We start from the raw sequence: 17,249 nt of genomic DNA on the forward strand, positions 1-17,249 counted from the left end.
TTTCTGACGTGCACACTCACGCTCACCGAATCTCATGGCCGGACCCGCAGCGTGATGGCGCCTTCGGCCGGCACCTGGTTCAGGAAGTTGTCCAGAATCTGACCGGTATCGAAATTCATCAGAGATGCGGCGATGGCGTTCAGTTTCGGCTGGAATGCCTCACCGAGGACCTTGAGGTCATCGCCGCGCTCGTCGAGCAGGGTCTGGACGCGCGCGACGAGATTGTTCATATTGGAGATCGCCTCCGGGTTGTCGCGGCTGAACAGAATCGGCAGGTGCTTGAAGAAGTCCTGCCACGCGATCCCGAAGTGCTGCAGCCGAGGGGTCAGGCGCGTCAAGTTAGGGTTCACCCATTCGGCGTTGCGCAGCAAGGTCTGGAAGTTGCTCAGCAGTTGTCGCCCTTGGCCGTTCATGTTGTTGACCGCGTTGTTCAACAAGACGCTGGTGCGCGACAAGTTGGGCAGCGTGACGTTCGGATCAGGCAGGGCGGCATCTGACTCGCCAATGATGCGGGACAGAGCGTCCGGATCGAGTTGGTGCAGTACCCGCACCACGCTGGTCGCCAGTTCCGAAATCGACGGCGGCTGGACCACCGATTCGGTGGAGATGTGTTGATTGTCCTGCAGCACGGGGCCGCCTTCGCTGCGCGGCAGCAATTCAATATAGGACTCGCCCAGCGCGGACAGGTTCTCCAGCCGCACCTCGGTATCGGCGGGCACCTGATGATGACCGTCGATGTAGAAGTTGACGGTCGCCGATTCGGCTGAGGTGCTGGTGCCCATCACCTTGCCGACGGGCGCACCGCGCAAAAGCACGTTGGAGTCGACCACCAGACCATTGACATCGGGGACGTCCATGGACAGGTTGATGCGGTGCGACGGCGGGCTGATCCGTAGGCCGAGCGACGCGAAATACGCCATGACCACCGCGATGATGACGCCGAAGGTCAGGTACGAAATGACGTCGCGCAATTTCACAGCGTTCATGGCATTGCCCCCAGGATCCTCAGCACTTCCTGGACGTTGCCGGACAACTCCCGGCCGTCCGGCCCGACGATCGAGGTGATGTTGATGGCCGGGTACTTGTCCGCTGGAAGGAAGAAGTCGGTGAACAACCGCCGATACAGCGGTATCTCGGATTCGGTGGCCACCTTCGACTGCTGTAGAGACACGGTGGCATCGGCCAGCGATTGCAGGAACGGAACCAACCAGTACCCACCGAGGGTGATGCTTCCGATGCCGGGAAGAACCGTCGAGGTGTAGTTCGCCAGCGCGATGAGATGCTCGAAACCTCGTTGTCCCGTTGGCGAGAACCAGTACTGCAGCTGCGGAATGTGGCCGTGCACAACCTCGGCTGTCTTGGCCGCACTGTCGAGCAGTTCATCGACCTGATCGAGGTTGTCCGACAGCGCAGTCAGGTCGGTCTCGACCCGCGCGGTCAGCGTGCGCACCTCGTCGCTGGCCGGAACCACCCGGTTCAGCCGGATGACGGTGTTCTGCGCGCGTTGGATGGTCCCGCTGGACACGAAGTTCGCCATGGTGGCGATGGTGTCTTCCAACTGCGGCGGTGAAGTCGTCTGGGAAACCGGGATAACCGCACCCGCGGGCAGTGCCGACGCCCGCGCCGGCGCTTGGCCTTGGGGCCGCTCGAGCGCAATGTAGATGTCGCCGAGCACCGTCGCCTGCTGCAACACCGCATGGATGTCGGCGGGGACGGAGACACCGCGGGCGACGCGTGCGGTGACCTCGACGTCACGATCGCTCAGCGCCACCTCGGACACGACACCGACGTTCACACCATCGAGTACAACCTTCGCGCGGTCGGGCAGGTTGAGGACGCTCTCGAACTGCATGACCAGGTCGTACCCGTCGTCGTACGACTTGCCCGGTGGCGGTATTGAGTTGACGTCAACGGTGGCACACGCCGACAGCGTCACCACGCACGCGGCGGCCACCGCGGCGGCCGCCGGCCGCAACCGCCGGATCATCGGTTCGCCGCCTGGGTGAGCACGTACTGCAACAGTGCCACGTCGACGGCATAGGGCGTGCCCTTCACGTTCGCGCAACTCCCCGGCATCGACGCATTCATGATGTTGCACGCAGCGACCCCTTCGGGTGCCCGCAGCCGATACGTCGGCGGACGATAATGCAGCGTGAATTCGTGGTTGTTGGCGACATTGACGAATCCGTTGATCAACCGCGGGGCGACGTTCATCAGACTCGCGTAGTACGGGGCACGGGGTGCGCCCTTGCGTATCGCCACCGAAACCGCGTCGAGCAACTGCTGAATCTGCGGACCGAGTTCCTTCTCCAGTCCTCCCGCAGCATCGAACACCGGCAACAGCCCCTCGAATGCCGAGGACACTCCGGTGATCGCATCGTCCAGGTCAGGCAACGCGTAGTTCGAGGCATCTTCGAAGACGCTCTTCATGGTTGGCTCCAACTCGGTCAGCGTGTTCGTGAGCAAGGTGAGGTTCGCCGTGATCGAGCTCATGTCGCCGATGGCTTGTTCGGGCGAGTCCAGCAACGACGACGTGGTTTTCAGCAGCTTGTTGGCCGCCACTCCCTGGCCGCGCAGGGCCTGGTCAATTCCGCTGACCACCTCACCCACGTTGTCGGATTCCGCGGGGTTGATCGAGTTGATGAAATCGGTCGACGATCCGATCACCTCGGACAAACTCTTCGGAGTCAACGACCGGTCCAGAGGGATGCAGTCCCCCGCCGACAGGTGCACACCGGAGGCATAGTCTCCGACAAGCTCCAGGGACCGGTCGGCGAGAATCGAGGTCGATCTGGTCACCGCTTGGACGTCATGGGGAACAGTGCGGCCCCCGTCAACGGTGAAATCGATCCGGACCGACCTCGGGCCCGGAGTGATCGCGTCGACCTTGCCGATCCGATAACCAAGATGTGTCACCGGGTTCCCCACGTAAAGGCCGACACTGTCGGGCATCAGCGCGCAGTAGCCATCGGACTTCGTCTCGGTCGATGACGAACACCCACCACAGCCCAATGCCACCACCACCGCGACGAACGCGAGCCCAACCCGCCGCAACACCTCACCACGCTGCGCAGACATCAGCACGGGTTCCCCGGGATCGGCACACACAGGTCGGTCGCCAACAGCGCGGGTGCGGCATTCTGTGCATCGAGAATACGATCGAACAGGTTCTGCACCCGCTTGAGTGCACGAATCGTCAGGCCATTGCGCTCGACGAACAGCCGACCTTTCTCCAGATAATTGCGAACCTTCTCGGTGAACTCGACGCGGTGCGCGTTATAGGCGTCGCCAAGAGGTTTCAGCGCCAACGACACATCACCCAAACCAATGAGGGTGTCGGAGAACCCTCTGTTGTAGATCACCAATGTCTGGGTCAAGATCGACACCTTTCGCACGAGTTGGTCAAACTTGTCGCGATACTTGGCCAGCGCCCTGATGTACTCATCGGACAGATTGAGGATTTCGGTCACCTGACCGCGCTGGCGCTCGATCGTGGCGCTCAACGCATTGCCCGCGTCGATGGCCGTCGCGACGACGTCGACGTTCGGCCCCGTCAAACCCTGGGCAATCTGGTTGAGCGACTCGTTGACCGGTGTCGTGTTGACGTTGTCGGTGACCTTCGTGGTGTCGGTGAGCGCGGTCATGAGGCTGTAGGGCATCGTCACTCGCGACACCGGGATCACGTTGTCCCCCAACGGGACGTTGCCCGCCGACGCCAGATTCACGTAATAGCCGCCGACCACGGTTAGCATCCGCACATCCACCTGCGACTGATCACCGACGAAAACCTTGTCGTCCACCTGCGTAGTCACCCGCACTTGATTGGTCTCCAACTCCAGTTTGGTCACCGTCCCCACCTTGATGCCGGCCACCCGAACGTCGTCACCGGTACGCAGCGACGCGGCGTCATCGGTGTAGAAGGTGACGGCCTGGCCGCGACCGGGCTCGTTGTAATACAGGTAGGTCAACACCAGCGCCACGACCGTCGCGATCACCATCGCGCCGACGCCCTTGGCGACCGGGTTCTTCCACAGTTTCGCCACAGATTTCACGGATTGCACAGGACCACCCGCTGACCGTTCAACAAAACATCCATCGTCTCGGGAAGCTGAAAATCGCCTCGCGAGCAGGGCTCCACCGCGCCGCCGTCCTCGCCAGGAGGGGGAATGTTCTCATTGATCACCGGAACCAACTTGAACGTATCGAAGAAGTTGTCAAGGTTGCTGAAAGCGCGATCCATCGCCTCATCGACACTGATTCCATTCCTAAATCCAGCACTGTTGAGCAGGTGCGCCACCGGATCGAAAAAATCTTTGCTGTACAACATTTCCTTACGAAACTCATCGAGCACGGTGAGCGCACCGTCGACGGGCTGATTCGCCAAATCAACGAGATGAATGAATTGCTCCGACGTACCACCGATCCCCCTGGCGATATCCGACAGATTGTTCATCAACGTAGAAACCACCAGCTGCCGGTCGGACACAAACTCCGTTAATCTCCGTATGCTCTTCAACAGCGGTTCCAACCCGCTGCCATCACCGGTGAGAAACGATGCGGCATTGGCAGTGAACGTATTGATCTCTTCCGGACTCAACGTGGCCAGCACCGGTTGCAACCCGTTGAACAGGGCCGTCACGTCGAACGAGGGCTGCGTCATCGACGTGGGTATCTCCGTGACCAGATCAGCGTCGCGGTAGCCCTCGGCCGGGTTCGTGACATCGATGTAGCGCACCCCGGTCAATGCCTGAAACTTGATGGCCAACCTGCTCACTCCGACCACCCCGTACTTGCGGTCCAACGTGAGCTTGACCTGCGCAACATTGCGCCCCTGGTCACGCACCAGATCGACCGAATCGACCTTGCCGACGCGAACCCCACGCACCCGCACATCACCATCGGGGTGCAGCCCTGAGGCATCGGTGAACTGGGCCACGTATACCCGGGTACTGACCGCCACCGGATGAATGAGCGCGTTCGCCAGCACGATGAACAAGACAACTGACACGGCCACGGCTACCGCCAGGCGCCACAGCGCAGCTACGGGTTTCACGGCGTGGCCTCCGGAGCGATACCCAACGGGGCCGCCACACCGGGCAAACTGTCCAACAGAATTCGAACCGAAACCGCCCGCTGATTGCCGTCGCCGTTGTACAGCCGGAAGAACCTGTCACGCAATTCCGCCAGTTTTTGGGCGATGTCCTCTGGCCGGAACATCACCGGGCCCATATCCGTGACCGACTTGATCCCGAGAATCAACGGAAACAAGTCATCCACGTGGCTGGAAAGGAGTTTACCCACAGCCGCAAACACACCTTTCTCGATCGTATCCATCGTCGCGATCACGGTGTTCTGGAACTCCTCAGGGGTGTACACCGCAATATCCGGCACATCAGTGTCCACGAGGTACGGGAATTCCAGCCGGGAAGCGCTGGAGTTCGCCGGATTCCTGATCTGACCCGGGTAATAGTCGTACTTCACGAATCGAGTGCCAGCCTCGATCGCCGCATCACTGAACGGCGGGAACGCCGCCACCGACGTGGTCAGATTGTTCAACAACTGCTCGCTGGGCACGGTCTGCACTGCATCGACAGCCCTGGTCACCGTCACCGCGGTCTCGAACAACGGGTTGAGCCCATCGGTATAGCGGGTAACCCGATCGACCACTGCGACAAGCTGAGGCGTCAAAGAACTTTCAGACACATCGCCCAGCTGCTTCAGCAATTCCGACAGCGTGAAATTGCCGGTCGGCATCAAGCTGATGTCACTCCCGTCGCGCAGCGCCTGACCACCCGCGTTCGGAACCAGATTGATACCGGGCACACCAAAGTAGTTGATGGGCCGAAAATCAACGTTCATGGTGTCGGTGAGGCCACTCGTCGGCCCCGCCTGAAGTTCGGTATCCAGGCGCACGCCACCGCCGGCACTGGTCGAGACCCCGGTGACCTGGCCAACCTTGACACCGTGCAGAACAACCGGTGTACCGGCCTCCACGCCTTGCCCTACGAACGGTGCATTGATCGCGACCAGCAACTGGTCCTTGCCCCGCCCTCCGAACGGGCGGACAACCACCAGAGTCACCACAAGTGCGATACACAGCACCACCGCGGAGCCAATGGTCAACAGCACGCGATCCTGACGCTTTTGCGATCCACGTAACAAGATCCCGCTCCCTATCCCTTGAAGACGAACACAGGCTGCAGACCCCACAGCAAGACGGTCGTCAAGAAATCCAAAACCACGATCGTGACCAGACTCGCACGCACGGCACGTCCAGAAGCCTGCCCAACGCCGACCGGCCCTCCCGACGCGAAATAGCCGTAGTAACAATGGATCAGCGTCACCGCGATGCAATAGATACTCAACTTGAGTGTCGAGTAGAACAGATCAGTCGGGTTCAGGAACTGCACAAAGTAATGGGTGTAGGTTCCGCCGGGTTGCCCGTTGAACACCACGGCCACCGTCTCCAACGTGTAGAAAACCCCAAGCAAGGTCAACAAGTAGCCGGGTACGACACACGTCAATGCGCCGATCAACCGGGTACCCACCACGAACGGAATCGGCCGCAGGCCCATCGAGTCGACAGCATCGATCTCTTCCGAGATGCGCATCGCCCCGATCTCGGCCGTCATCCGGGTGCCCGCCTGCGACATGAAGGCGATCCCGGCCACGATCGGACCGAGGATGCGGACCGCGCCGATACCACCGATGATGCCGGCCAACGATCCAAACCCGAGGATGTCCAAGATCGCGAGAGCCTCGATGGCCAACGAGGCACCGGTGGCGATACCCAGAATCAGCAGAACGCTGATCGTGCCGCCGTCGACGATCAACGATCCTCTGCCCCACGCCATGTCCAGAGTCGCCGCCAGGGTCTGGCGGAAATACCGCCGCACCGTCAGCGGTAGGTACCACAGCACGTTTCCGATGAACAACGTCCACTGCCCGAAACCCTCCAGCGGTTTGCGGACCATGCCCGTGGCAGTCGAACGAGCTCGACTCAAGGTAGCCGGAGCCGACATCACGCCACCGCCGTCGGGAAGAACATCGTCTGGATCTGGGTGATCACCAGATTCGCGAACAGAATCAGCACAACATTGATGACCACGGCGGCGTTCACCGCGTCAGCCACACCGCGGGGGCCACCCTTTGCCTCTATCCCCCGCATCGAGGAGATCACAGCCACAATCGCCGCGAACACAAGGCCTTTCGCGATCGCGAAGTACACGTCGATCATCTTGGCGAACGTCCCGAACGAGCTCCAGAAACTTCCCGGCGACACCCCACTTACGGTCACCGACAACAGGAACGACGACGCGGTACCCGACGCGATGATGACTAACGTGAGGATGGGAGCGATCATCAGCAGCGCCAAGAACCTCGGCACCACCAGACGCCGAACGGGATCCACCCCCAGCACCCGCATCGCATCGAGTTCCTCACGGATGGCGCGCGCCCCGAAATCCGACGCAATCGCCGAAGCCGCCGCGCCACCCATCAACAACCCCGCAGTCACCGGCGCACCCTGCCGCAATACACCCACCCCACTCGCCGCCCCGAGGAGCGCGGTCGCACCAACCTCGTGGACCAACCCCGATGTCACCACCGTGACGATGCCACCGATCGGGATTGCCATCAGAACCGCCGGCGTCGCAGTCACTTTCAACAAAGCCCAAGCCTGCCAAAGGAACTCACCCACCGGTAGGCGCAACCTGACAGTGTCGACAATCGCATAGCGAATCACCGATAGCACCAGATCAACGCCACGCCCCGTCGTCGCCGCAGCCTGCACCGGCCGCGACCCCAACTCCGCCATCCTGCGCCAAACCGTGTCCAGGAATGCCGGTCTCCGCGATTGCGCATGCGCGCCCGTCGAGATCACCACACCGAATCCTTCTGCCTCACAAACGACTTGATCACCAAGCCCATGTCGGACTTCAGCACGCGTCCGGTTCCATAAAGTGCGTTTTCAGCAACGCGGACACGGTTGCCTGATGACACACCAGGCTCCGCTGTGTCAAACCTCACGCTCCGTGGCGATGCGAGATGCGCCTCACATGTCTTCATCACGCAGCACTCTAACAATAAATGGCTGAGTAATAAACAATTTTGCACTGGACATTAATACGATCGACTATATACCTGGCGCTACCTGGTCGGATGCGCCAGAAACAGACGCTTCACGTCCGTCAAGGCGCCAAAATTGACGCCTTACATGGAAATGCCTGGTACGGTTCCGATCTGCGTTCACGCCATCAGACGAACTCCGTCCGGTAACCACCGACTCGACCACACGACCACAGGTGGGCACGACCCAAGGAGGAGCTATCGCGACTGACAAGCGAACCGACGAAGCTACGCGAAAGCCTTCGGGACGACGCCGGGACCCCACTGTCGAAGCACGCGCCACCCAGGCGGCCCTCACCCTGTATCGGGACTACGGCCTGGCTCGACTGAGCTTCGAGCAGGTGGCGCGCCAGGCATCGGTCGGCAAGGCCGCACTGTACAAGCGGTGGTCCAGCGTCGAGGAGTTGCTCGTCGACGCTTTGGCAACAATCGCTCCGGTACCTGACATCGAGGATCACGGTTCCCTGCGAACCGATCTGCGGCAACTCGGCCTACTATTGTGCGATCTGATGTCCGGCCCGTACGGTCGGGTCGTCACCCGCATCATGCTCGATGGACGCGGATCACCACAGATGAAGCCGTACTTCGACGCCTTCGTCGAATCGTATGTCGGCAGCGCCACTTGCATCGTGACCCGTGGCATCGAACGCGGCGATCTCAAAGCCGATCATGATCCAACGGCACTGCTGGCTCAGATGTTCGGCGCAGTGATGATCCACGTACTCTTCTTCACCGATCCACACCAACCGCTGCCCCGCACCTCCGCGAGCATCTTCATTGATCGGTTGGTGGACACGGTGCTGGCTGGTATCCGATGTTGAGTCGCTTGACCATGACCGGCAGCCGGCAATACAACACCGCCCCTTGACCCGGCCACGGGCTGCCCGATTTCGGAGAGACCGTGGGAATCATCATCTTGTGATTGCCGTCTTCAAGGCGCGAGGGGTCGGCCTGCTGGCTCTACGGGTGAGCAGCTTTAGTCCTTTGATCGAGGTCACCCCGGCCGATCAGCGCCTTGTACATCTTGCCGTTGTCTCCGCGGGGCAGTGCTGCCACAACGACAACCTGTCGTGGACACTTGTAGTGCGCCAGTCGTAGGCGGCAATAGTCGATCAGTACATCGTCGATGGTGTCGGCGTGCACCATGGCCGGATTGAGCACGACATAGGCTGTGACGACTTCTCCATACTCGGGATCCGGCGTACCCAATACGGCAACGTCATCAACAGCGGGATGGAGCGCGAGCAACTGCTCAACCTCCTGGGGGTGAATGTTTACTCCACCGCTCACGATGATCTGGTTAGCGCGGCCGGTGAGGTACAGATATCCGTCCCGATCAACATGGCCGACATCGCCGACGGTGCGCAGCAACCCCAACGCAGAATCCTGACCACCGCCTTCGAACCACACGACGCCGTCCTCATCTGGTGGTAATCGGTTTCCGTCGGCGTCGGTGATGTGGATTCGTCCACGGATCGCACGTCCGACCGATCCCCGACGCTGAACAGCTTCCATCGGGCCGATGTGGGTGTTGCCGTAGCCTTCCGACGCGCCGTAGAGCTCGTGCAGTACCGGCCCCCACTGTCCGTGGACGCGATCTTTGAGCGCCGGCGGACACGGGGCCGCGCCTGTGATCGCCACGCGTAAGGCCGACACATCGTCGGCCGTGCGTTCAATGTCATCGCACAGCTTCATCATCCGCAGCAGCATCGTCGGTACGAACTGCGCGTGGCTGATCCGGTATCGCGACAGCGCCGTCAGAGCCTCTGCGGCGTCGAACCTTTCCATGCAGACGACCGTTCCGCCCAGCTGCATGACCGCGAACACGAACCGAAAAGGCGCCGTGTGATAGATCGGAGCCGGCGACAGGTAGATGGTGTCCGGGCCAAGGGAGAACAACTCGGTGTATTCGCCGAGATGCGGCGCGGCGTGCCGCGGGTGCACAACACGATCCGGGCGATGGCGCACAGCTTTCGGACTACCCGTTGTGCCCGAGCTGAACATCACCCTGCCACCAAGGATTTCGTCGATGAGGTAAACCTCGCCATCCGTGCCCGCGATCAATCGGTCGTAGCTTTCGCAGTCGTCGATGTCCCAGACCACGATGCCATTCGGCAGGGACGCGACCGCAGCGTCAGCGTCGTCACGGCACGCGCGAGAGGTGATGAGCAGACGAGCTTCGCAGGCAATGAGCATCGCAGCCAGCTCGTGGTCACCCAGGTGGAAGTTGATGGGTGCGATGTCGAGGCCTGCTCGAGCAGCGGCCCAGATGATCTCGGCCCACTCCAGGCGATTCTCACAGACCACGGCCACAGTGTCGCCGTGATCGAGACCTGCTCGGCGTAGCGAGGCTGCGAGTGCCCGCGACCGGCGATCAAGCTCGGCATAGCTGATCTCGATGCCCGTCGAGGCCATTACCATGGCAGCCTTCTCGGGGTGCGTCAACGCGAAATCAGCCGGAAATCCCATGATGTCAGCGCTTCTCAGCCGAACGCACCGAACTGCAGCGTCGAACCAGCCGCTGCGTCGCACGCGCATTGCTGACTTGGGCATTCACTGTCGCACTCCTCCATTGGATGCTGCAGACAAACTTACATTGACGCTCAATAGTTTGCCATGCGACTATTCTTGGGATGTGGAACACACCGCCAGGAGCACCCGATGCGAGTCGTCTCGGCGGTGACGGGCTTGCTCGCATACCGAGTAGGACGCAGCCCCTGCCTGAGACCGATTCTGACGGCATCAGCACTCACACAAACGAAGGGACGATCAGATGAGCGATCACGATCTCGAACAACGAGTCCGGCGACTGGAAGACATCGAGTCGATCCGTCGGGTGAAGGCCCGCTACTTTCGGTGCGTCGATTTCCGCCTCTGGGACGAGTTCGCCGACCTGTTCACCGACGACCTCGAGGTCGACTTCGCCGAATCGACCAGCAAGCCCAAGGGCAAGAACGAGTTCATCGCCAGTGTCGCAAGTCACTTCGTCACCGGGTTCTCGGTCCACCACGGCCACCTCTCCGAGATCGACATCATCGATGACAACACGGCAACAGCCTTGTGGCCCATGTACGACCGGGTGGAATCCCCGGCCGACAGCGGTTACGTATCCCACGAGGGCTGGGGTCACTACTCGGAAACCTACCGACGGTGCGATGACGGCCAATGGCGGATCAGCCGAAGCAAGCTGTCCCGGATCCGCCGCAACGTCCTTCCCAAGGAAGAGGAGCAGCCGGCGGTATGACATCGATTGGTTTGACCTTGCCGCAGTTGGGAACTGTCGTGTCGACGACTCTGTTGCGGGACTTCGTGCAACAGGCCGAGGACATGGGTTTCGATGACCTCTGGGTACAGGATCACTTCCTGTACGCGCTTCGTCAGTCCGGCGATTACGGCGGTAGCGCCGACGCCCAGCCCGACGTCTATCGCTCGGTGTGGGCACCGACCGAATTGCTCGCCGCGGTCGCCACGTGGACCGACCGGCTCAATCTGGGGACCAGTATCCTCGTCGGCGGCAACCACTGGCCCGCTCAACTCGCCAATCGCTTGGCCACCGTCGATCAACTCAGCAATGGACGCCTATCGGTGGTCGGACTCAGCGTGGGCTGGTCTGTCGAGGAACACCGCGCGGTCGGGGTGGATGCCAAGACCAGGGGCCGACGCATGGACGATTTCGTGCCGGCACTGCGCGCATGTTGGGGCGCAGACCCGGTCGAGCACCACGGTCCATTTTTCGACATCGGTCCGGCCGTGATGCAGCCCAAACCGGTGACCACTCCGAGGCTGATGTCGGGCATGTACTCGGAACGTGGATTGGCAAGAACCGCGAAAGATTTCGATCTGTGGAACCCCGGCTCCATGCCGATCGACGCAGTAGTGGGCATGTTGGCAAAGATCAACGAGCAACGGGATCCTGGCAGGCGGCCGGTGGGTGCGGTCTACCGGCTGGCCCAACAATCGACCGCCGGTGTGCGGCTTGGCATCGACGACATGGCCAAGCGTGTCGAGGAATGTGTCGCAGCGGGGCTCGCGGGGGTGATCGTCGAGACGAACTTCTGCTCCGAGATCACCGAACCAGCGGTGTGGCTCGACATCCTGTCGGCGTTGAAACCACTGGTCGATGCCGCCCACAGCGACCCGACGAGGGGCGACCGACAGTGACGCAAACGTATTCACTCGCCCTTGAGGTGACAGCGGTTCAGCGCGTGGCCGACGATGTCCTCGAGTTGACGTTGTGCGCCGCCGACCGGAGTCCACTCCCGACATGGCGGCCAGGTGCCCATGTCGAACTGCTATTGCCCTCGGGGTTGTCTCGGCAGTACTCGTTGTGCGGGGATCCGGCCGACACGTCGTCCTACACCATTGCCGTGCTTCGTGAGGTCAACGGTCGCGGAGGTTCCGTTGAGGTACACGAGATCGCGGCTGTCGGAATACAGTTTGGTGCAAATCCGCCGAAGAACAACTTTCCGCTGGAAGCGGCGGAGTCCTATCTGTTCATCGGTGGCGGCATCGGCATCACCCCGCTGTTGCCGATGATCGGTGCGGTCGAGCAGGAAACGCGGCCATGGTCACTGGTCTACGGCGGCCGGACGGCGACGTCGATGGCCTACGTGGAGCGGCTGAGCCACGCCAGCGATCGAGTTGACGTGTGGGTGGAATCCGAACGCGGATATCCCGACTTCGCGACAATCCTCGGCGCAGCACCAGCTGGGACCTTGGTGTACGCATGCGGACCGAGCGGCATGCTCGATGCCATCCGCACCGAGTTCGGCCACCATCCGCATCTGGCCGGGCTACATGTCGAACGGTTCACCGCCGGTGGGGCGATCGACGTCAGCGGCGATTCATTTGAGGTCGAATTGCGCCGCAGCGGTGAGATATTCACCGTTGCGGAGGGTCAGCCCATTCTGGCCGAGGTGAAGACTCGTGTGCCCAGCCACCCGTTCTCCTGCGAAGAAGGCTATTGCGGTGAGTGCGAAACACGCGTGATCGACGGCATTCCCGACCACCGCGACGATTACCTCACCGAGGATGAGCAGCAAGCCGGCGACGTGATGATGATCTGCGTGAGCCGCTGCAAGGGCCGCCGGCTCGTGCTCGACCTCTGATCCTCCTCGGTGCCTACGACAGGCCCAGTGGCTCATAAGGCCCGTCGAGGAACAGCTCGGTTTGGCCGGCTCCCACCCATTGTCGCCCGTCCGGCGCGGTGGTGCGGGTATGCACCAGATATTCCTTGCCGATCAGGTTCGGTTGCACGATCCCGTCGTGACGGGTGTGGTCGAAGGGCTGCCTACTGATGTCGATCTCATCGAAGTCCACGCTCACGCCGGGTCCATGATAGGTACGCATCGAGCCCCCGTCGCTCCACGAACCCGCCTGGTAACCGATCGAGGACGTGACCCACGGCAGACAGGCCGGCTCGACTTCCTGGACCCACAGTCCCCCGGCCCCGTCTGTGAGCTCCACTCGAGCGGACTTCAGCAACCGGGTTCCCGGGACGAGCTCGACCTGGCACCGCCCCGCCTCCAGCACGTACGTCTCGTCGTCCCAGCCGGTCGACAGACAGCCCTCGAACGGGGTGCCGAAGGTGTCGTTCATGGGGATCTGACGTCCTCTGGCGTCTTCGTGGATCGCATAGAAGCCGGAGAGTTCCTCGGCGGCGAACAGCGTCCAGAAGCGTAGTGAGCGCGGTACCCCTTCCGGCTGCGGTGGGGGCAGCAACGAGGAATCCGGAGCCAACGGGGGGCGCTCGAAATAGACCCCCCAGGCGTGATCGCGGCTACCGTACCAATGTGGTGGTCCGACGTCGATCCGTTCACCGTCGAGTTCGATCCAGCCCTCGGTCCGCCCCGCCTGCGAGTACCGGGTCTGGTCGGTGGTGGGCCTGCCCCGATTGGTTGCCAGATGATGCGCTTCGACATAGGCCGGGGACGCACCGAACCAGTCCAGCTCGCAAGAGATCCCGCTCTCGTTCGGCGCCAACTCCAGTCGGATGTGACGATAGGGTTCGACGATGGTCACCCGGTATGGGCCGATCGCAAGATCATGGTTTCCGCGCCAGGTCCGGCTGAAGCGGACGGTGCGCTGCCTCCCGTTGCGCTGAACTCCGACATATCCGCCGATCAGGTCCGTGTTGGGGGACAGCCTCAGCCCTTGGAAGCAGAACGTCTGATCGACTGCGGAGAAGGCACCGAAGTAGTAGCCGTCATCGAAGGCCAGGTTGGTGTCGGCGACCACGGACAGCGGGCGCGAGGTCTGGTGCACCGGCAGTTCGTCATATGGACTGAGCATCTCGTCTCCTCAACAGCATTTGGTGGACATCGGCACGACCTTCAAATACTCTACTGATAGACATTCGATTTATCATGTAGTTGAGGAGCCCAGGTGACACAGACGGCTACGTCCCAGAACTGCCCGGTCGCCACGATGGACGATCTACTCGCGTTACGCCCTGACGTGGTGGCGTGCCCGTACGCGGCGTACGAGGCGGCTCGCGAGACCGAACCCGTCGTGTTCAACGAGCGCCTCGGCGGTTGGATCATCACCCGACACGACGATGTGCTGGCGGTACTGCGCGACGTCGAACGGTTCACCAACCGCCTTGCCAGCGGCCCCAGTTCGGTCTCGGGACTGGCCCAGCAGGTGCTCGAGAACGCCAATCTGCCCGAACGCACCCGCAAGGCTGCCGAACGCCGGATCGAGTTGAGCAAATCACGGGTCCTGCTGTTCTCCGACCCGCCGCTGCACAAGCGTCAGCGCTCCCTGGTCAACGCCGGCTTCACCCCGCGGCGTGTGGCCCAACTCGACGACTCCGTCGAGGAACTCGCCCACAAATTGATCGACGACCTGCCCATCGTCGACACCGTGGACATCGTCCCCAGTTTCACCACCCCGATCCCCATGACCATCATTGCGACTCTGCTGGGTGTTCCACCTGAGCTGATGGGGACCTTCAAGGACTGGTCGAATGCCTTCACACAGGGCGTGGGCGCCCTCAGCCTCGACGACGATGCCGTGATCGGCATCTTCGACAACGTGAACGCCTTCTACGACTACTTCACCGAGGAACTCGACAAACGCCGCGAGCATCCCGTCGACGACCTGCTCAGCGATCTACTGGCCGCCCGGTTGGACGGCGAGGAGCCGCTGACGCTGGACGAGATCCTGCAGATGCTCGTTCAGTTCCTCGTCGCAGGCAACGAGACGACCACCAACCTGCTCACCTCCGCAGTCTGGAAGCTCGCATCCGAACCCGATCTTCAGCGCCGGTTGCGCACCGAGCCGGAGCTCATCCCGAACTTCGTGGAAGAAGTGCTGCGCATGGAGGCGCCGGTGCAGGGTGTCTGGCGCGAGACCCTCGTGGATGTCGAGATCGGCGGCGTGACCATTCCCGCCGACAGCCTGCTCTACCTGATCACCGGTTCGGCGAATCGGGATCCCGACGCATTCGACGATCCATCGGTGTTCAACGTCGAAGAAGCCCGTTCCCGCCACCTCACCTTCGGCCGCGGTGAACACGTCTGCCTCGGAATGAATCTGGCGAAGCTGGAAGCCAAGATCGCTTTGACCATCTTGTTGCAGCGCTGCGACGACATCGCGATTGCCGATCCGGACTTCGTGGCGAAGTTCCATCGCAGCTTCGTCCTGCACGGCATCGGGTCGCTTCCGGTCACTCTCACCCGCCACGAGCGCAGCTGACGAAGCCGGGGACCGAGCCGTCCCTGAGGACGTCCGCACCACGCCATCAGTTCGACGTCAGTTCAAGGAGTCCACCCCATGGTCGTACCAGTCCAGATGCCCGCTCTCGGTGAGAGCGTTACGGAGGGCACCGTCACGCGATGGCTCAAGAACGTAGGTGAGACCGTCGAGGTCGACGAACCGTTACTGGAAGTATCCACCGACAAGGTCGACACTGAAATCTCGTCCCCTGCTTCGGGGGTGCTGTCCAAGATCATTGCCGCTGAGGACGATGTGGTGGCGGTCGGCGGTGACCTCGCACTGATTGGCGATGCCCAGGACGCATCGGTTCCCGAATCCGCCCTCCGCACAACGGAACCGGCTTCCAATGCAACTCCGTCCGAATCGGCGCCACAGACCGTCTGCACCTCCAGCTCGCCGGCGGCGCCTGCCCCCGCGACGACGAATACCGGCCGTTACGCGGCGCCGCTGGTGCGGAGACTGGCCGCAGCCCACCGCATAGACCTGGCCGAGGTGACCGGCACCGGGTTACACGGACGGATCCGCAAAGTCGACGTACTCAACGCCGCCACAGGCCAGACGGCGAACCTGGTTGCCCCCGCCGGCCCACCGGCACCCGCTGTCCCGCAGACACCCGCCGGCCCGCAGGCACCCACGCCCGCTCGGCGGCCAACAGCGCATCTACGCGGCACTACACAGAAGGCCACCCGGATTCGCCAGCTCACGGCCAGCAAGACGCGCGAAAGCCTGCAGAGTACGGCGCAGCTCACCCAGACTCACGAAGTCGACCTGACCAGGATCGTCACGCTACGTGCGAAGGCCAAGCAGAGTTTCGCCGAGCGCGACGGGGTGAACCTGACATTCCTGCCCTTCTTCGCCGTCGCCGTCGTCGAGGCGCTCAAGGCGCACCCGAACATCAACGCCAGCTACCGCGAGGACACCAAGGAGATCACCTACCACGATGCCGAACACCTCGGCATCGCCGTGGACACCGAACAAGGCCTGCTGTCCCCCGTCGTGCACAACGCGGGCGACCTGTCACTGGCCGGTCTGGCCCGGACGATCGCCGACCTTGCCGCGCGGGCCCGATCCGGCGACCTCAATGCCGACGAATTGTCCGGTGGCACCTTCACCATCACCAATATCGGCAGCCAGGGCGCGCTGTTCGACACCCCGATCCTGGTGCCGCCACAAGCGGCGATGCTGGGCACCGGCGCGATCGTGAAACGCCCCCGCGTCCTGGTCGACAAGGACGGAAACCACACGATCGGGGTGCGATCGGTGGCCTACCTGCCGCTGACCTACGATCATCGACTCGTCGACGGTGCCGATGCGGGCCGGTTCCTCACCACCATCAAACGTCGCCTCGAGGAAGGTGCGTTCGAGGACGCCCTGGGGCTCTGAATCAGATACGAGATGGTCCC

At 62.1% G+C, this 17,249-nt stretch carries 15 protein-coding genes and 1 pseudogene; 6 read left to right on the forward strand and 10 right to left on the reverse strand.

Annotation, left to right across the window (positions count from 1 at the left end; all coding sequences use genetic code 11):
* Positions 1-32: 32 nt before the first annotated feature.
* From AC4ELS_RS10150 to AC4ELS_RS10185, 8 genes are read right to left on the reverse strand one after another with little or no spacing between them, the layout of a single operon-like run.
* Positions 33-986 (reverse strand): MlaD family protein, encoded by a 954-nt coding sequence (locus tag AC4ELS_RS10150; RefSeq protein ID WP_499047074.1) that lies wholly within the window; start codon positions 984-986, stop codon positions 33-35.
* Positions 983-1,987 carry an MlaD family protein gene (locus tag AC4ELS_RS10155; RefSeq protein ID WP_499047077.1) on the reverse strand — a complete coding sequence of 335 codons (1,005 nt, stop codon included), beginning with the start codon at positions 1,985-1,987 and terminating at the stop codon, positions 983-985. The genes AC4ELS_RS10150 and AC4ELS_RS10155 overlap by 4 nt, the downstream gene beginning before the upstream one ends.
* Entirely contained in the window at positions 1,984-3,078 is a 1,095-nt protein-coding gene (locus AC4ELS_RS10160) for an MlaD family protein (protein WP_499047079.1), read from the reverse strand. Before AC4ELS_RS10160 ends, AC4ELS_RS10155 begins: the two co-directional genes overlap by 4 nt.
* Positions 3,078-4,061 (reverse strand): MlaD family protein, encoded by a 984-nt coding sequence (locus tag AC4ELS_RS10165; RefSeq protein ID WP_499047082.1) that lies wholly within the window; start codon positions 4,059-4,061, stop codon positions 3,078-3,080. Before AC4ELS_RS10165 ends, AC4ELS_RS10160 begins: the two co-directional genes overlap by 1 nt.
* Complete coding sequence (locus tag AC4ELS_RS10170; RefSeq protein WP_499047084.1) at positions 4,049-5,053, reverse strand: MlaD family protein; 1,005 nt, start codon at positions 5,051-5,053, stop codon at positions 4,049-4,051. The genes AC4ELS_RS10165 and AC4ELS_RS10170 overlap by 13 nt, the downstream gene beginning before the upstream one ends.
* The gene (locus AC4ELS_RS10175; RefSeq protein WP_499047087.1) at positions 5,050-6,162 is read right to left on the reverse strand and encodes an MlaD family protein; all 1,113 of its coding nucleotides are present in this window, start codon (positions 6,160-6,162) and stop codon (positions 5,050-5,052) included. The genes AC4ELS_RS10170 and AC4ELS_RS10175 overlap by 4 nt, the downstream gene beginning before the upstream one ends.
* 11 nt (positions 6,163-6,173) lie before the next feature.
* The gene (locus AC4ELS_RS10180; RefSeq protein WP_499047090.1) at positions 6,174-6,974 is read right to left on the reverse strand and encodes an MlaE family ABC transporter permease; all 801 of its coding nucleotides are present in this window, start codon (positions 6,972-6,974) and stop codon (positions 6,174-6,176) included.
* A 47-nt stretch (positions 6,975-7,021) separates the two neighbouring features.
* Positions 7,022-7,837 carry an ABC transporter permease gene (locus tag AC4ELS_RS10185; RefSeq protein ID WP_499047224.1) on the reverse strand — a complete coding sequence of 272 codons (816 nt, stop codon included), beginning with the start codon at positions 7,835-7,837 and terminating at the stop codon, positions 7,022-7,024.
* 466 nt (positions 7,838-8,303) lie between these two features.
* Here AC4ELS_RS10185 and AC4ELS_RS10190 point away from each other — a divergent pair, with 466 nt between their 5' ends.
* A complete protein-coding gene (locus AC4ELS_RS10190; RefSeq protein ID WP_499047092.1) occupies positions 8,304-8,948 on the forward strand; it encodes a TetR/AcrR family transcriptional regulator in 645 nt (214 codons plus the stop codon).
* Between the two features lie 139 nt (positions 8,949-9,087).
* Here the strand turns inward: AC4ELS_RS10190 and AC4ELS_RS10195 are convergent, their stop codons facing one another.
* Entirely contained in the window at positions 9,088-10,596 is a 1,509-nt protein-coding gene (locus AC4ELS_RS10195) for an AMP-binding protein (protein WP_499047095.1), read from the reverse strand.
* A gap of 304 nt (positions 10,597-10,900) precedes the next feature.
* Between AC4ELS_RS10195 and AC4ELS_RS10200 the strand changes: the two genes are divergently transcribed.
* Genes AC4ELS_RS10200 through AC4ELS_RS10210 form a run of 3 tightly spaced genes read left to right on the forward strand, consistent with a single transcriptional unit; the run spans position 10,901 to position 13,235 of the window.
* Positions 10,901-11,371, forward strand: a complete 471-nt coding sequence (locus tag AC4ELS_RS10200; RefSeq protein WP_499047096.1) for a nuclear transport factor 2 family protein — start codon at positions 10,901-10,903, stop codon at positions 11,369-11,371.
* Entirely contained in the window at positions 11,368-12,288 is a 921-nt protein-coding gene (locus tag AC4ELS_RS10205; RefSeq protein ID WP_499047099.1) for a TIGR03619 family F420-dependent LLM class oxidoreductase, read from the forward strand. The genes AC4ELS_RS10200 and AC4ELS_RS10205 overlap by 4 nt, the downstream gene beginning before the upstream one ends.
* 44 nt (positions 12,289-12,332) lie before the next feature.
* On the forward strand, positions 12,333-13,235 hold the full coding sequence (locus AC4ELS_RS10210; protein WP_499047102.1) for a PDR/VanB family oxidoreductase: 903 nt from the start codon (positions 12,333-12,335) through the stop codon (positions 13,233-13,235).
* 13 nt (positions 13,236-13,248) lie between these two features.
* Here the strand turns inward: AC4ELS_RS10210 and AC4ELS_RS10215 are convergent, their stop codons facing one another.
* Positions 13,249-14,418 carry an Rv3169 family protein gene (locus tag AC4ELS_RS10215; protein WP_499047105.1) on the reverse strand — a complete coding sequence of 390 codons (1,170 nt, stop codon included), beginning with the start codon at positions 14,416-14,418 and terminating at the stop codon, positions 13,249-13,251.
* Between the two features lie 93 nt (positions 14,419-14,511).
* Between AC4ELS_RS10215 and AC4ELS_RS10220 the strand changes: the two genes are divergently transcribed.
* Both AC4ELS_RS10220 and sucB read left to right on the forward strand, forming a co-directional pair.
* Positions 14,512-15,825, forward strand: coding sequence for a cytochrome P450 (locus tag AC4ELS_RS10220; protein ID WP_499047108.1), 1,314 nt, complete (start codon positions 14,512-14,514; stop codon positions 15,823-15,825).
* Between the two features lie 90 nt (positions 15,826-15,915).
* Positions 15,916-17,229 (forward strand): annotated as a pseudogene (sucB, locus tag AC4ELS_RS10225) (2-oxoglutarate dehydrogenase, E2 component, dihydrolipoamide succinyltransferase); the annotation flags it as partial.
* Between the last annotated feature and the right edge of the window lie 20 nt (positions 17,230-17,249).

This window comes from Mycobacterium shunyiense (assembly GCF_058270035.1).

Excerpts from the sequence above, each read along its gene's own strand:
- AC4ELS_RS10150 (WP_499047074.1), bottom strand. The coding sequence starts at position 986 with ATGAACGCTGTGAAATTGCGCGACGTCATTTCGTACCTGACCTTCGGC.
- AC4ELS_RS10155 (WP_499047077.1), bottom strand. The coding sequence starts at position 1,987 with ATGATCCGGCGGTTGCGGCCGGCGGCCGCCGCGGTGGCCGCCGCGTGC.
- AC4ELS_RS10160 (WP_499047079.1), bottom strand. The coding sequence starts at position 3,078 with ATGTCTGCGCAGCGTGGTGAGGTGTTGCGGCGGGTTGGGCTCGCGTTC.
- AC4ELS_RS10180 (WP_499047090.1), bottom strand. The coding sequence starts at position 6,974 with ATGGTCCGCAAACCGCTGGAGGGTTTCGGGCAGTGGACGTTGTTCATC.
- AC4ELS_RS10195 (WP_499047095.1), bottom strand. The coding sequence starts at position 10,596 with ATGGGATTTCCGGCTGATTTCGCGTTGACGCACCCCGAGAAGGCTGCC.
- AC4ELS_RS10200 (WP_499047096.1), top strand. The coding sequence starts at position 10,901 with ATGAGCGATCACGATCTCGAACAACGAGTCCGGCGACTGGAAGACATC.
- AC4ELS_RS10205 (WP_499047099.1), top strand. The coding sequence starts at position 11,368 with ATGACATCGATTGGTTTGACCTTGCCGCAGTTGGGAACTGTCGTGTCG.
- AC4ELS_RS10215 (WP_499047105.1), bottom strand. The coding sequence starts at position 14,418 with ATGCTCAGTCCATATGACGAACTGCCGGTGCACCAGACCTCGCGCCCG.